Origin of the sequence: Sorangium sp. So ce1153 (assembly GCF_051521595.1) — a bacterium.
Lineage (GTDB): Bacteria > Myxococcota_A > Polyangia > Polyangiales > Polyangiaceae > Sorangium.
The window spans coordinates 7,699,128-7,712,110 of the sequence record NZ_CP150361.1; the positions used below are offsets into that span (position 1 = coordinate 7,699,128).

At 70.4% G+C, this 12,983-nt stretch carries 11 protein-coding genes and 1 tRNA gene; 7 read left to right on the plus strand and 5 right to left on the minus strand.

Going from position 1 to position 12,983, the window contains the following annotated elements:
* The first annotated feature begins 1 nt into the window (after window position 1).
* From WME85_RS27720 to WME85_RS27740, 5 genes are all read left to right on the plus strand, one after another.
* Window positions 2-1,141: a type IV pilus twitching motility protein PilT gene (locus tag WME85_RS27720; protein ID WP_437302038.1), complete on the plus strand. Its 1,140-nt coding sequence runs from the start codon at window positions 2-4 to the stop codon at window positions 1,139-1,141.
* A gap of 192 nt (window positions 1,142-1,333) precedes the next feature.
* Window positions 1,334-2,026, plus strand: a complete 693-nt coding sequence (gene lexA, locus WME85_RS27725) for a transcriptional repressor LexA (protein ID WP_437825376.1) — start codon at window positions 1,334-1,336, stop codon at window positions 2,024-2,026.
* Window positions 2,027-2,181: 155 nt separating this feature from the next.
* A complete protein-coding gene (locus WME85_RS27730) occupies window positions 2,182-2,460 on the plus strand; it encodes a DUF4398 domain-containing protein (RefSeq protein ID WP_437302040.1) in 279 nt (92 codons plus the stop codon).
* Window positions 2,457-3,617, plus strand: coding sequence for an OmpA family protein (locus tag WME85_RS27735; RefSeq protein ID WP_437825378.1), 1,161 nt, complete (start codon window positions 2,457-2,459; stop codon window positions 3,615-3,617). The genes WME85_RS27730 and WME85_RS27735 overlap by 4 nt, the downstream gene beginning before the upstream one ends.
* A 244-nt stretch (window positions 3,618-3,861) precedes the next feature.
* Complete coding sequence (locus WME85_RS27740) at window positions 3,862-5,505, plus strand: tetratricopeptide repeat protein (protein WP_437825380.1); 1,644 nt, start codon at window positions 3,862-3,864, stop codon at window positions 5,503-5,505.
* Window positions 5,506-5,822: 317 nt separating this feature from the next.
* Here WME85_RS27740 and WME85_RS27745 read toward each other — a convergent pair whose 3' ends face one another.
* Complete coding sequence (locus WME85_RS27745) at window positions 5,823-6,188, minus strand: PilZ domain-containing protein (protein ID WP_437825382.1); 366 nt, start codon at window positions 6,186-6,188, stop codon at window positions 5,823-5,825.
* 271 nt (window positions 6,189-6,459) lie between these two features.
* Here WME85_RS27745 and WME85_RS27750 point away from each other — a divergent pair, with 271 nt between their 5' ends.
* Together WME85_RS27750 and WME85_RS27755 are read left to right on the plus strand one after the other, a co-directional pair.
* Window positions 6,460-8,052 carry a TIGR02266 family protein gene (locus tag WME85_RS27750; RefSeq protein ID WP_437825384.1) on the plus strand — a complete coding sequence of 531 codons (1,593 nt, stop codon included), beginning with the start codon at window positions 6,460-6,462 and terminating at the stop codon, window positions 8,050-8,052.
* Window positions 8,053-8,091: 39 nt separating this feature from the next.
* On the plus strand, window positions 8,092-9,045 hold the full coding sequence (locus tag WME85_RS27755) for a hypothetical protein (protein ID WP_437825386.1): 954 nt from the start codon (window positions 8,092-8,094) through the stop codon (window positions 9,043-9,045).
* A 245-nt stretch (window positions 9,046-9,290) separates the two neighbouring features.
* On the opposite strand, the gene WME85_RS27760 is transcribed toward WME85_RS27755, so the two are convergent.
* The 4 genes from WME85_RS27760 to WME85_RS27775 form a co-directional block, all read right to left on the minus strand.
* Window positions 9,291-9,362, minus strand: a tRNA-Val gene (locus tag WME85_RS27760).
* A gap of 284 nt (window positions 9,363-9,646) precedes the next feature.
* Window positions 9,647-10,789, minus strand: coding sequence for a pyridoxal phosphate-dependent aminotransferase (locus WME85_RS27765; RefSeq protein ID WP_437825388.1), 1,143 nt, complete (start codon window positions 10,787-10,789; stop codon window positions 9,647-9,649).
* A gap of 257 nt (window positions 10,790-11,046) precedes the next feature.
* Window positions 11,047-12,162 (minus strand): MlaD family protein, encoded by a 1,116-nt coding sequence (locus tag WME85_RS27770; RefSeq protein WP_437825390.1) that lies wholly within the window; start codon window positions 12,160-12,162, stop codon window positions 11,047-11,049.
* Between the two features lie 35 nt (window positions 12,163-12,197).
* A complete protein-coding gene (locus WME85_RS27775; protein ID WP_437825392.1) occupies window positions 12,198-12,977 on the minus strand; it encodes an ABC transporter ATP-binding protein in 780 nt (259 codons plus the stop codon).
* Window positions 12,978-12,983: the final 6 nt, after the last annotated feature.

Consider the following 12,983-nt stretch of genomic DNA (forward strand, 5'->3'; position numbering starts at 1 on the left):
CATGACCACCGAGATCGTCGGACAGCAGGAGGGCCTCCGGTACACGCTCCAGCAGCTCCTCCGCGCGATGGTGGAGAAGGGCGCGAGCGACATGCACATCACGAGCGGCACGCCGCCGCTCCTGCGCATCGACGGCACGGTGGTGCCGCTCAAGCTCCCGCCGCTCATGCCGAGCGACACGAAGCAGCTCTGCTACTCGGTGCTGAGCGAGGAGCAGGTGGCGACGTTCGAGCAGCGCAACGAGCTCGACCTGTCGTTCGGCATGAAGGGGCTCGCCCGCTTCCGCGCGAACATCTACATGCAGCGCGGCGCCGTCGCGGCCGCCTTCCGGCAGATCCCGTTCCGGATCATGAACTTCGACGAGCTCGGCCTGCCGCCGGTCGTGCTCGACATCACCGCCAAGCCCCGCGGCCTCGTGCTCGTCACCGGCCCGACAGGCTCGGGCAAGACGACCACGCTCGCGAGCATCATCGACAAGATCAACGCCGAGCAGCGGCTCCACATCCTCACCATCGAGGACCCGATCGAGTACCTGCACCCGCACAAGCTCTCGCTCGTGAACCAGCGCGAGATCGGCTCCGACACCGCGTCGTTCAAGGACGCCCTGCGCTATGCCCTGCGTCAGGACCCGGACGTGGTGCTCGTCGGCGAGATGCGCGACCTGGAGACCGTCGAGTCGGCGCTGACGATCGCCGAGACGGGCCACCTCGTGTTCGCCACGCTCCACACGAACTCGGCGATCTCGACGATCAACCGCATCATCGACGTCTTCCCGCCGCACCAGCAGTCGCAGGTGCGCCAGCAGCTCTCGTTCACGCTCGTCGCCGTGATGACGCAGCTGCTCCTGCCGCGCGCGAACGGCCCGGGGCGCGTCATGGCGATGGAGGTGATGATCCCGAACGCGGCGATCCGGAACCTCATCCGCGAGGACAAGCTGCACCAGATCTACTCGCAGATGCAGATGGGCCAGGCCGGCAGCGGGATGCAGACGATGGCCCAGTCGCTCGTCTCGCTCTACCAGCGCCGGATGATCACGCTGGAGGAGGCGTTCGCCGCCGCCGCCGACCCCGACGAGATCCGGGCGATGCTCGAGCCCCGCCAGGCCATGAGCTCGCGGAACAACCTCGCGAAGCAGCCCTGATCGGGCTCCCCTGCCCTTCGGTTCACCCTGCACGCTCGACGCGCCCGTCAGCTCACCGCGCCGCCGGCGGGGGCGCGCCGAGCTGGCAGGCCCGTCCGTCGGGGGCGCGAAAATCGCCGCAAATTCCGCCCTGTGGAGAGAGGGCTCCACACTTTTTTGACATCTACCCAACCGTTCAGTAGGTTCCGCCCGATGCAGGGGCTCACCGAGCGACAACAGCAGGTGCTTCACTATATCCGGCAGTCGATCAGCGAGCGCGGGTACCCGCCGACGCTGCGCGAGATCGGCGCGCACATGGGGATCCGGTCGACGAACGGGGTGAACGATCACCTCCGGGCGCTCGAGCGCAAGGGGTACCTCACGCGCGAGGACATGAAGTCGCGCGCCCTCCGCCCGCGCGACCTCGACGGCGGCGGCGCGAGCGGCGGCGCCGAGCTGCGCGGCGCGCTCGTGGGCGGCGGCAACGACGCCCCTGCGAACGACCACGAGGACGACCTCGTCGAGATCGCCGTCGTCGGCCGGATCGCCGCGGGCCTGCCGATCCTCGCCGAGGAGCACGTGCTCGATACGGTCCGGATCGAGCGGACGCTCGTGCGCGGCGGGCGCGAGGTGTTCGGCCTGCGCGTCACGGGCGACTCGATGATCGAGGCCGGCATCTTCAGCGGCGACTACATCTTCGTGCGCCGGCAGCTCACCGCGCAGCGCGGCGACATCGTGGTGGCGCTGATCGGCGACGAGGCGACCGTGAAGTATTTCTTCCCGGAAAAGGACTACGTCCGCTTCCAGCCGGCGAACGCCGCGATGGCGCCCATCCTGGTCCGGGCGAGCGACTTCAAGCCCGCGATGCTCCTCGGCGTGGTCGTGGGCGTCTACCGGAAGCTCTAACCTTCCTTTCCCTTCCCCGAGCCGGTTGACGCGCGCCGAGCGCCCTTGATAGCGTCGCGACGACCGGGCAGACGGTCTAAGGGGCCCGCTCCAGAAAGAACGCGATCGTGACGACGCACGGGCGGCGATTCGGGACTTGGATTTCAGGCGCGGGCATGGTGCTCGCGGCCGCTCTCACCAGCGGCTGCGGCGGTGCCATCTACGCATTCACCGCGAACTCGGCCTCGAGCAAGCTCGAGACAGCCGAGGCGCTCGGCGCGGCGAAGTACGCGCCGTACGAGTACTACACCGCGAGAGAGCACCTCTGGAAGGCTCGGGAAGAGGCCGCGGCCGCCGACTACGGCGACGCGATCGACTTCGCCGACGTCGCGGAGGAGTACGCGGACAAGGCGATCACCCTGGCGAAGCAGGCGCACGAGGGCGCTGGTCGATGAGCATTCGAAGAACGCGCCGCCCCTCGCGACGCCGCGCTGGCATGGTCGCTGTCGTGGCGTTCGCAGGGTCCGCCCTCTCGTGCGCGCAGGTGCCGGTGATGCGCGGCGACATCGAGGCGCTGAGCACGATCGCGAAGCAGGCGGAGCGCAACGGCGCGCTCCGCTGCGCGCCGCGCGAGCTGGCGATGGCGAAGTCGCACCTCTCGTTCGCCGCGGTCGAGCTCGATCAGGGCTTCTTCGCCCGCGCGAAGGAGCACCTCGACATCGCGAAGGCGAACACGCACGCCGCCTACGATCTCTCGCCGCCGCAGAAGTGCGCCGAGCGCGGGTTCATCGAGGAGGCGCCGCCGCCCAAGCCCGGCGACTGCGACGGCGACGGGCTGCTCGATCCGCAGGACAAGAAGTGCCCCTGCGACGCCGAGACCTGGAACGGCTTCCAGGACGACGACGGCTGCCCGGACGATCCGGACACCGACGGCGACGGGCTCACCGACAGCAAGGACAGCTGCGTGCTCCTGCCCGAGGACAAGGACGGCTACCTCGACGAGGACGGCTGCCCCGAGCTCGACAACGACCTCGACACCATCCTTGACACGAACGACAAGGACAGCGCGGGGAAGAACTGCGCGAACGACCCGGAGGATCCGGACGGCTACGAGGACGCCGACGGCTGCCCCGAGCCGGACAACGATCAGGACACGGTGGTCGATCTCGAGGACCAGTGCCCGAACGAGCCGGGCGTGGTCGGCGGGGACAAGCCGGGCTGCCCGAAGAAGCCGAGCCTTGTCATCGTCACCGAGAAGGAGATCAAGATCACCCAGCAGATCCACTTCGAGTTCGACAAGGACAAGATCCGGCCCGAGAGCTTCCCGATCCTCGACGCCGTGGTGGAGGTCCTCCAGCAGAACCCGAAGATCAAGATCGAGATCCAGGGGCACACGGACAACAAGGGCGCCGCGGCGTACAACAAGAAGCTGTCGGACCGGCGCGCTGCCTCCGTGAAGAAGTACCTGGTGGCCAAGGGGATCGACGAGACCCGCCTGACGTCGAAGGGGTACGGGATGGAGCAACCGATCGTGCCGAACACGTCCGATCAGAACCGCGCCCTGAACCGGCGCGTGCAGTTCGTCCGCACCGAGGCCGCGCCGCAGCAGTAGCCAGGCCGTCGCGAGGGCTCCGCCCCGCGCGTCCTGGCCACGCGCGACGTCGGCCGCGCAACCCCGGAGCCGGGTGCGGCTCCTCTCCTGAAAGCAAGCGCCCGTCCCCAGCACTTCCTGGAGGTTTGAACCCGTGTTTTTTCGCCGTTCACGCCGCGTTCGTCTCGCCTTCGCTCTGACTTCGCTGTTCGTCCTCGGCGCGCCGGCGGCGGCCGGCGCCGCCGGCGAAAAGGACGCGGAGGCGATGAAGCTGCACAACCAGGCGATGGACGACGACTACCTCTCTGTCGAGTTCGACAAGGCCGAGAAGAAGCTCCGGGACGCCCTGAAGCGGTGCGAGAAGAACGCGTGCACGAAGCCGGTCGTCGGCAAGCTGCACATCGCGCTCGGCACGGTCTACGGCGGCGGCAACAAGCTCGACCAGGCCCGGGCGGAGTTCGTGCTGGCGCTCCAGGCCGACCCCAAGGCGGCGCTCATCGACGCGCTGACGACGCCGGAGCTGGCCCAGGCGTTCAAGGAGGCCCAGAAGGAGGCGCAGGCCGCCGGGAAGCCTGGCGCCGACGAGACGTCGGGCGAGGCCGGCGGCAAGAAGGCGGCCGCGGGCGACGTCCCGCACACGCCGGTGGCCGAGCAGGCGGTGAACACGCCGGTGCCCGTCTACATCGAGATCCCCGAGGAGATCGACGCGTCCAAGGCGACCCTGCGTTACAAGCCCTTCGGCTCGCCGAAGTGGAAGTCGCTGGAGATGACGCGCATGGGGGACGGCTTCGGCGCCGAGATCCCGTGCGAGGATGTCACGACGACCGGCGACATCCGGTATTTCGTGATCGTGAGGGACGACGCGGGCGACCCGGTGGGCACGGCTGGCTCGATGCAGGCGCCGCACCGGGTGCCCATCAAGAACGAGATCGAGCAGGCGCCCTCGCTGCCCGGCCAGGAGCCGCCGAAGCGGTGCGCCGCGAAGGAGGACTGCCCGCCTGGCCTGCCGGGCTGCCCCGACGCCGAGGGCAAGCGCGGGGACAAGGCCTGGGGAGCGACCTGCGAGGAGACCGTGGAGTGCCAGTCCGGGCTCGTCTGCCTGAACGGAACCTGCGAGCAGGGGGCCGACGAGGGCGGGGGTGGCGGGGCTGCGGGGCGCAAGGGCAACCGCAATGTGATCGGCCTCTGGGGGGAGCTCGACCTGCTCCTCGTGCGCGGCACGGATTACGTCTGCTCGGGCAGCGACGCTGCCTACGCCTGCTTCTATGCGGGCGGCGACGGCCGGCAGTTCTACGGTGAGCCGGCGGATCTCCCGGGAACGAACGGGGTCAAGGGCGGCCTGAGCCCGGCGGGCGGTCGCGTGATGCTGTCGTACGACCGCCAGATCTTCTCGGACCTGCCGTTGCTGCTGGGAGCGCGGGTCGGGTTCGCCTTCGGCGGCTCGCCATCGTCCGAGGAAAAGCCACCGGCGTGGACGGGTGACGAGAAGCAGAACCCTCACCTCCAGGCGCTCAGCTTCCTGCCGTTGCACGGGGAGATCCGCGCCACGTACTTCTTCCTGGGAGATCGGATTGTGGAGAAGGGCGGCTTCCGCCCGTACGCGTTCCTGTCGCCCATCGGCCTCGCCCAGGTGAACGCCTCGGTCCCGGTGGACGTATGCGATCGCCGCCAGACGGACGGGTCGCTGCAGAACGGCATCGCCAGCAACCGGTGCCCGTCGGACACGCGCTTCGTCGAGAATCTCGACGCTTTCCAGATCACCGGCCGGAACTTCTCGGGGTTTGGCGGAGGTGTGGTCTACGGCATCACGCCGAACCTGGGTGTGTCTGCCGAGCTGAAGGTGATGCTGATGTGGCCGACGCTCGGCCTCGTCTTCGCACCCACCATCGGCCCGGTGTTCGCTCTCTAGCGCTCCCCGCCGGCACGCTCCCGCCCGCCAGCCCGCTCGTCCAGCCCGCCCTCTTTCCTTTGCTCTGTCTGACGACAGCGCGAGGTGCGCCCGCACAGGAGACGGGCCCATCTCGGCGTTTTCGGCGCGCTGACGCCTCCCAGCGCTCCCGCTCATCCAGCCCGCCCTCTTTCCTTTGCTCTGTCTGACGACAGCGCGAGGCGCGCCCGCACAGGAGACGGGTCCAGCTCGGCGTTTTCGGCGCGGAGGCGTACTCACGTACGCCGAGCACCGAAAACGCCGAGATGGGCCCGTATCCGAAGCGGGCGCGTCTCGCGCTAGAGTTCGAAGCGTTCGGTGCCGAGCAACTGGTAGAGGGCGTAGAGCGCGCCAGCGTCGTGGTGCTCGAACCGGACGCCCGCGCGCGCCGGCCTACCCGCCGCCCCGCGGCGGATCCAGGCGATCCGGCCGCGGAGGCTCAGCGGATCCCACAGGTTCGGGGTGGCGACCTCAAGCGTCACGGGCGCCTCGGGATCCAGCAGCTCCGACGCGAGCTGGGCCTCGGACAGCTCGATGCCGGCGCCGCCCAGACCCAAGTCGCGGATACGTACCCCGTGCTCCTCGCTCGACTGTCGATCGCGCAGCGTCGCCCCAAGATCGACGCGTCGCCTCGCGTGAACGCGAAAGTGGTCCCGGACAGCCATCCCGGCGCATTCTCCAGTCGGCGCGAACATATCACGAGAGGCGAGCGCGGAAGCTCGTATCGCCGAGCCCCGCTGCGCAGGGGCGCGGGCGCGAGCACGCGCTGCGCGCGGACGCACGAAGACGAACAGCGTGCTCGCCCGGTGGAGCCCATGGCCGCGTTCGGTAAAGCGACCGTCACGTGTTAGCCTTTGGGCTTCGCGGCGAACCTTGGGTAACATGCGGACCACATCCGCAGGAGCGAGTCGCGAAGTAGACCGGAGTTCTACCCTGATGGCCCAGGACACACGCAAAGATCCGCGAGCGAGAGTGCTGCAAATGACCGTGCGCTACAAGAGCGCCACGGTCGACGAGTTCATCGAGCACCACTCGCATGACGTGAGCCGTGGCGGCATCTTCATCAAGACGCCGTCGCCCTTCCCCGCTGGCACGCTGCTCAAGTTCGAGATCCGGCTGCAGGACGAGCAGGCCGTCATCGCCGGCGTCGGCCGCGTCGTGTGGAAGCGCGAGCCCGCGCAGGCGAGCGACGCGCATCCGTCCGGCATGGGCGTGAAGTTCATCAAGATCGATGAGAAGTCCAAGGCCGTGATCACCCGGCTGGTCGACGCGCAGGCGGGCGCCGGGTCGGCCTTCGAGGCCGGCATCACCGACCGCAGCGATCTTGGCGATGAGGTCCACGAAGCCGCCCCCGCCCCCGCCCCCGCCCCCGCCCCCGCTGCCGCGGCCGCGAGCGCGCCGCAGGCGGAGCCCGCGGGCTCCAAGGCCGCGCAGGTGAAGCGGGCATCGACGATGCTCGGGCTCGGCGCGATCGGGGCGAAGGGCGACGCGGGCAAGGGCGACGCGATGAAGAAGACCGACCTCGTGGAGGCAGGCAGCTTCTTCCCGCAGACGAACCCCGAAAAGGAGATGCCGCCGCCCGACGAGCGGACGATGATGAAGCAGGCGGCCGAGCTGCTGAAGCAGGCGCTCGCGGAGGCCGGCGGATCGCTGGAGGAGATCGGCGCGTCCAAGGAGCCGCTCATCGCCACCCCGCCGAAGAAGGCCGAGCCCGAGCCGGCGCCGGTGGAGGAGCGGGTGAAGCCGCTGGCCGAGCCGGCGGCCATGCCGGTCGTCGCGGTCGCGCAGCTGGCGAACGAGCGCGAAGCGCGGGACGATGTGCCCGCCGCCGAGGCGAAGCCGGCCAGGGCCGCCGCGACCAGGCGCCCGGCGGAGGCAGCGGACAGGACACCGGCCGAGGAGCTGCCCGCCAGGCCTGCGCGCCAGGAAGCGAAGGCGGTCGAGGAGCAGCCCAAGGCGAAGCCGGCGGCAGCCGCCAAGCCGAAAGAAGAGAAGGCGGTCGCCGCCAAGGCCGCGACCGCCGGCAAGGCGCCGCTCGCGCAGGAGGAGGAGAGCAGCGGCACCGGGCGGCTGCTCACCATCCTGCTGGTCGCGGCGGCGCTTTGCGGCGCGCTCTGGCTCGTCTTCGGGCAGAGCGACCCCAAGCCGGCCGCGCCCGCGCCGGTCGCGCCGACCACGCCGGAGCAGCCCGCGGCGGTGCCCACGGTTCCGCAGGAGAAGCCTGAGCCGACGCCGACCGCGCCGGCGGCGACGGATACCGCGCCGCCTGCGACGGCGGCGCCCACGGCGACGGGCGCCACCGCGGCGCCCACGGCCAGCGCCACCGCGCCCGTCGCGGAGCCCAAGGCCACGGCGGAGCCCGCGGCGCCCACGGCGACGGCGGAGCCCGCGGCCCCTGCGGCCACGGCGGAGCCCGCGGCCACGGCGGAGCCGGCAGCGCCGAAGGCCACGGCGGCGCCGGCGGCGCCCAAGCCGAGGCCGAGGCCGGCGGCGCCCAAGCCGCCCAAGTCGGACGATCCCTACGGTTGATGACCAGGCCGTGGGTCCACCGCGGGAGAGGCAGCTGCCATGAGCGGCTCGGGAAGTCAGGTCGATGAGTCAGGGCTGAACCGCCCGAAGGCGGCTGCATCACTGGCCGCGCTGGGCTTGCTGGCCGCGATGGGCCTCGTCTGCGGCGCGGTCGCCCTCCGCGACCCGGCGGCGGTGACCGCGCTCGAGCGGGGCGCCAGCATGACGCGGAGGCCCGCAGCGCCCACGACGATGAGCAGCGGCGGCAGCGGCGATCGCGCCAGGGCGCCGGCCCCCGAGCCCACGACCGCGCCCGCGGAGCCCGACGTCCCTGCCAAGACAGAGCCGGCCCGGGCTCAGCCTGCGGAGCTCGAGAGCGCCCAGGCCGCGGGCAGCGCTGCGCTGGGCGCGCTCGCGCAGCGGTATCCGGAGGACCCTGCGGTCCTCAGGGCGCTCGCGCTCGCGCAGGCGCGCGAGAAGGCGGTGGCTGCCGCGCTGCTCACGACGAAGCGGCTGTTCGAGCTCGCTCCCGAGGAGGCCGGGAACGACGAGCTCAGGCAGTTCCTCCTGAGGACCGCCAACGGCGTCCCGGAGGTCGCCCTCACGGCGCTCGATGTGATGGCCAAGCACATGGGAAGCCGCGGTCCCGATCTGCTCTACGAGGTGGTGACCGCGCCGAAGTTCGGCGACTGGATCAGGGACAACGCGAGCAGGCTGCTGCTCGAGAGCAGCGTGCGGCAGCTCGCGACGCCCGCGCTGCTGATCGCCGACGACCTGCGCCGGACCACGGAGTGCCCCACCAAGGCGCTGATCGCCAGGGCGCGCGAAGAGGGAGATGTCCGCTCGCTGCACTACATCAAGTCCCTGCTCACCCCGCAGCGCTGCGGGCGGTTCCGTCGCTGCCTCAAGTGCGGCCCCGTCACCAAGGAGCTGCGCGCGGCGGCCAGCGTCATCGAGAAGCGCAAGAACGAGAAGGCGGCAGCAGCCCCGCCCGCGTCGAGCGCCGCGCCCTGACGCGCCTCGCCCCGGCGCGAGCCCACATCACCGCTGGCGCGCCTCGCGCGGCTCGGGAGCCGAGCTGCCAGGCCAGGAGCGGTTCGCCACGCGAGCAACGCCGGCGCTGTGTCCCCGGCGCGCACCGGCACGGCCGCGCAGGCGACTCGCCGCATCGTCTCGACTCGCAGTCGCCTGGAGGCACCGGCACGGTCGCGCGGGCGACTCGATGCATCGGATCAGCTCGTCAGGGGGGCGAATCGGGGTGGGCGCAGCAGGACTTGAACCTGCGACTTCGTCCGTGTGAAGGACGCACTCTACCGCTGAGTTATGCGCCCGATTCCAGCCGGTTGTCACCCGGCCGTTTCGGAAAGACGTGGCGCTTTTAACCCAGACATCGGCGTTCGACAAGAACAACTCGCTGCCGAGCCGAACTTATTCGAAATGCCCGGGCAACCCAGGCGCTCGCAGCGCCCGGAGGCGGGTCCGGCGCGGCGCCGGCCGTGGCGCGACCCGGATCCTCGTGCGCCGGCCGCCAGAGCCGTGGACCCAGACAAGCAGCCCCATCCTGGCGACTCGCGAGCACGCGACCGAGCCAGGGCGGGGCTGTCGGCGCGCTCCGTCAGTCCAGCGTCGCGACGGCGCGCCGGAGCGCGGCGAGGCCTGCCTCGATGTGGTCCTCGTCGCAGGCATACGAGAACCGGAGGTAGCCCGGCGCTCCGAAGGGCGTGCCGGCCACCGAGGCCACGTGCGCCTGCTCCAGCATCCACGTCGCCACGTCCTCGTCGCCGGCGAGCTCCTTGCCCTGGAACGAGCGCCCGCAGAGCCCGCGCACATCGGCGAAGGCGTAGAAGGCGCCCTCCGGCATCCGGCAACGCACCCCCGGGATCGCATTGAGGCCCTCGACCATGAGCGAGCGCCGCCGGGCGAAGGCGGCGCGCATCGCGAAGACCGCATCGCGCGGCCCGTTCAGGGCGGCGACGGCGGCGGCCTGGGAGACGGCCGCCGCGTTCGTGGTGCTCTGGCCCTGGATCACGTCGAGCGCCCGCGCGACCTCGGTGGGCGCGATGCTCCAGCCGATGCGCCATCCCGTCATCGCGAACGTCTTGCTGACCCCGTCGACCACGATGACGCGCGGCGCGAGGTCCTCCGCGAGCGCGGGGAGCGACACGTGCCGGAACCCGTCGTAGGTGAGATCGGCGTAGATCTCGTCCACGATGATCCAGCAGTCGTGGCGCCGCAGCGCGCCGACCAGCGCGAGCAGGTGCTCCTCCGCGTACGCCGAGCCGGTCGGGTTCGAGGGCGTGCACAGGAGGACCGCCTTCACCCGGGGCGACAGCGCGGCCTGGAGCGCCTCCGCCGTGAGGCGGAACCCCGTCTCCTCGGTGGTCCCGACGATGACGGGCGTGGCGCCGACCAGGCGCACCTGCTCCGGGTAGCTCACCCAGTAGGGCGCCGGGATGAGGACCTCGTCCCCCGGCTCGAAGAGCGCGGCGGCGAGGTTGAACAGCGCGTGCTTCGCGCCGCAGCTCACGGTCACCTGGCTCGGCAGCGGCCGCCAGCCGCGGTGCTGCTCCGTGGCGGCGCAGATCGCCGACTTCAGCTCGGGAGTCCCCGACACGGCCGTGTAATGGGTGGCGCCCGCGTCGAGCGCCGCCTTCGCCGCGCTGCGGATATGCTCGGGCGTGTCGAAGTCGGGCTCGCCCACGCTGAAGGAGTAGACCCTGTGCCCCTCGGCGCGCAGACGCGCAGCCCTGGCCGCCATGGCGAGCGTTGCACTGGGCGCGACGGCCGACAGACGGTCAGCGAGCTTCCTCGGCATCGAGACAATGAGGAATAAAGGGGGGCCCGGGATAACGCAAGGCGCTCGCGCGCCGCAGTTGCGCGCACGGCGCGGATGTGCGTTGTGCCGCGCCGGCCCTTGCTGCCGCTGCCGTGCGCCTCCGTCGTCAGGCGTCGTCAGGCGTCACGCAGCTCCGGCAGAGGGCGGCGCTCGGCGCGGCCCGCTGTGCTCTCTGTGCTCTAGGGAGACGTGGACGGCGTCGTGCCGCCGACCTGGACCGCGGGCTTCTGCTCGTCCTGCTTGATCGAGTAGCGCACGAGCGCGCGGAGCACGTCGTTGCGCTGCACGTTGCCGAGGACGCTCTTCATGTCCTCGTAGATCGACGGATCGACGAGGAGCCCGCCGAGCGTCCCCTTGCCCGCCCTCATGTCGTGCACGATGGCCCGCAGGTCGCCCGTCATCGCCGTCACGTTGGCGAGCGCCTCGGCGCCGTCGCCGTCGCCGCCGTAGAGCGCGTCGTGCGCGAGGCTGTCGCTCTCGCGGATCCCGCGCAGCGTCATGGCGACCTCATCCGCGGCGTTCCCGAACTGCTGGATCTGCTTCTGCGGGCCGTCGCCGTAGATGACGTCGTGCGCGAACCCCGGGCCCTCCTTGACGCGCGAGACGACCCCCCTCACCTCGCGCAGCGTGCCCGCGAGCTCCGTGCTCACGCGGTCGAGGCTCGCCAGGGTGCGCGAGATGCGCTCGGCCTCCTCCGGGTCGGTCAGGAAGCGGTGCGGATAGCCCTCCCCCTCCGTCACCTGCTTCATCAGCGTGTTCGTCGAGGCGACCGTCTCGCGGAGATCCTTGTGCAGCTTCTCGTCGGCGATGCTCTCCGTGACCTTCTGGATGTTGTCGAGCGTCGCCTCGGCCTTCTCGGCCATGCCGGTGACCTTCCCCATCACGTCGGTCGGCACCTCGCCCGGGATGTATCCCCCCGGCGGGACCGACTCCGCGCTCTGCCCCTTCGTGATCTCCAGCATCTTGTCGCCGAGCAGGCCCTTGTTCGCGATCTGGGCCTTGCTGTCGGTCCGGATCCGGCTCGCCTCGCTCTCGACGATCTCGAGCTTCACGTAGATCTTCGTGTCCTTCGGGTCAGGGCCGTAGCCGACCTCGGCGACATGACCGATGTCGATGCCCCCCATGCGGATGGGCGCGCCCGGCTTGAGCCCCTGCACGTCGGCGAAGTTCGTCGCGAACTCGACGGAGGAGTCGAAGAGCCGCCGCTCGTCGCCTATCAGGAAAATGACTACGGCGGAAAGTACAAGCCCCGCCAGCACAAAGAGTCCGACCTTCAGATCGCGCGCTCTGCCCATGCGGAAGGGCATCTTGCGCTATCTCGGGGGGATCGTCACGCGCCGAGAAGCGTCTGGACGTCTTCGTTCACCGGGGCGGTCCCGGTAATGAAATCGGCGACACGAGGATCTCGCGAGGCCCGGAACTCGTCCGGCGTGCCCCAGGCGATGACCTCGCCGCGGTAGATCATCGCCATCCGATCCGAGATCGAGAACGCGCTCTTCATGTCGTGCGTCACCACGATGCTCGTGACGTTGAGGGCCTGCTTGAGCCCCTTGATGAGGTGGTTGATCCGCTCGGTGTTGATCGGATCGAGGCCGGTCGTCGGCTCGTCATAGAGCAGCACCTCGGGCTGCACCGCGATGGCGCGGGCGAGGCCGACGCGCTTCTTCATGCCGCCGGAGAGGTCTCCCGGGCGCATCTGCTCGATCCCGGGCAGACCGACGAGCGACAGCGCCCAGTTCACCCGCTCGGCGATCTGCGCCTCGGTCATCTCCTTGCGGTAGTGCTCGTGCAGGCCGTAGGCGACGTTCTCGCCGACCGAGGTCGAGTCGAACAGGGCGCCGCCCTGGAAGAGCATGGCGATGCGCTGGCGCACCCCCGCGATGCGCGCCTCGCTCAGGTGCGTGATCTCCTCGCCGTGAAACTGGATAGTTCCAGCGTCAGCGTCGAGCAGTCGGATGAGCAGCTTGAGCATGACGCTCTTGCCGACACCCGAGCCGCCCATGACCGTGAGCGTCTCGCCCGGGTACACGTCGAGGTTCAGGTCGCGGTAGATGACCTTCGGCCCGAAGGCCTTGCGCACATGCGAGAACCGGATCAGCGGCTCAGCCACGCGCGA

Excerpts from the sequence above, each read along its gene's own strand:
- WME85_RS27755 (WP_437825386.1), top strand. The coding sequence starts at position 8,092 with ATGAGCGGCTCGGGAAGTCAGGTCGATGAGTCAGGGCTGAACCGCCCG.
- WME85_RS27730 (WP_437302040.1), top strand. The coding sequence starts at position 2,182 with ATGGTGCTCGCGGCCGCTCTCACCAGCGGCTGCGGCGGTGCCATCTAC.
- WME85_RS27735 (WP_437825378.1), top strand. The coding sequence starts at position 2,457 with ATGAGCATTCGAAGAACGCGCCGCCCCTCGCGACGCCGCGCTGGCATG.
- WME85_RS27740 (WP_437825380.1), top strand. The coding sequence starts at position 3,862 with ATGAAGCTGCACAACCAGGCGATGGACGACGACTACCTCTCTGTCGAG.
- WME85_RS27745 (WP_437825382.1), bottom strand. The coding sequence starts at position 6,188 with ATGGCTGTCCGGGACCACTTTCGCGTTCACGCGAGGCGACGCGTCGAT.
- WME85_RS27720 (WP_437302038.1), top strand. The coding sequence starts at position 2 with ATGACCACCGAGATCGTCGGACAGCAGGAGGGCCTCCGGTACACGCTC.
- WME85_RS27770 (WP_437825390.1), bottom strand. The coding sequence starts at position 12,162 with ATGGGCAGAGCGCGCGATCTGAAGGTCGGACTCTTTGTGCTGGCGGGG.
- WME85_RS27765 (WP_437825388.1), bottom strand. The coding sequence starts at position 10,789 with ATGGCGGCCAGGGCTGCGCGTCTGCGCGCCGAGGGGCACAGGGTCTAC.
- lexA (WP_437825376.1), top strand. The coding sequence starts at position 1,334 with ATGCAGGGGCTCACCGAGCGACAACAGCAGGTGCTTCACTATATCCGG.
- WME85_RS27750 (WP_437825384.1), top strand. The coding sequence starts at position 6,460 with ATGGCCCAGGACACACGCAAAGATCCGCGAGCGAGAGTGCTGCAAATG.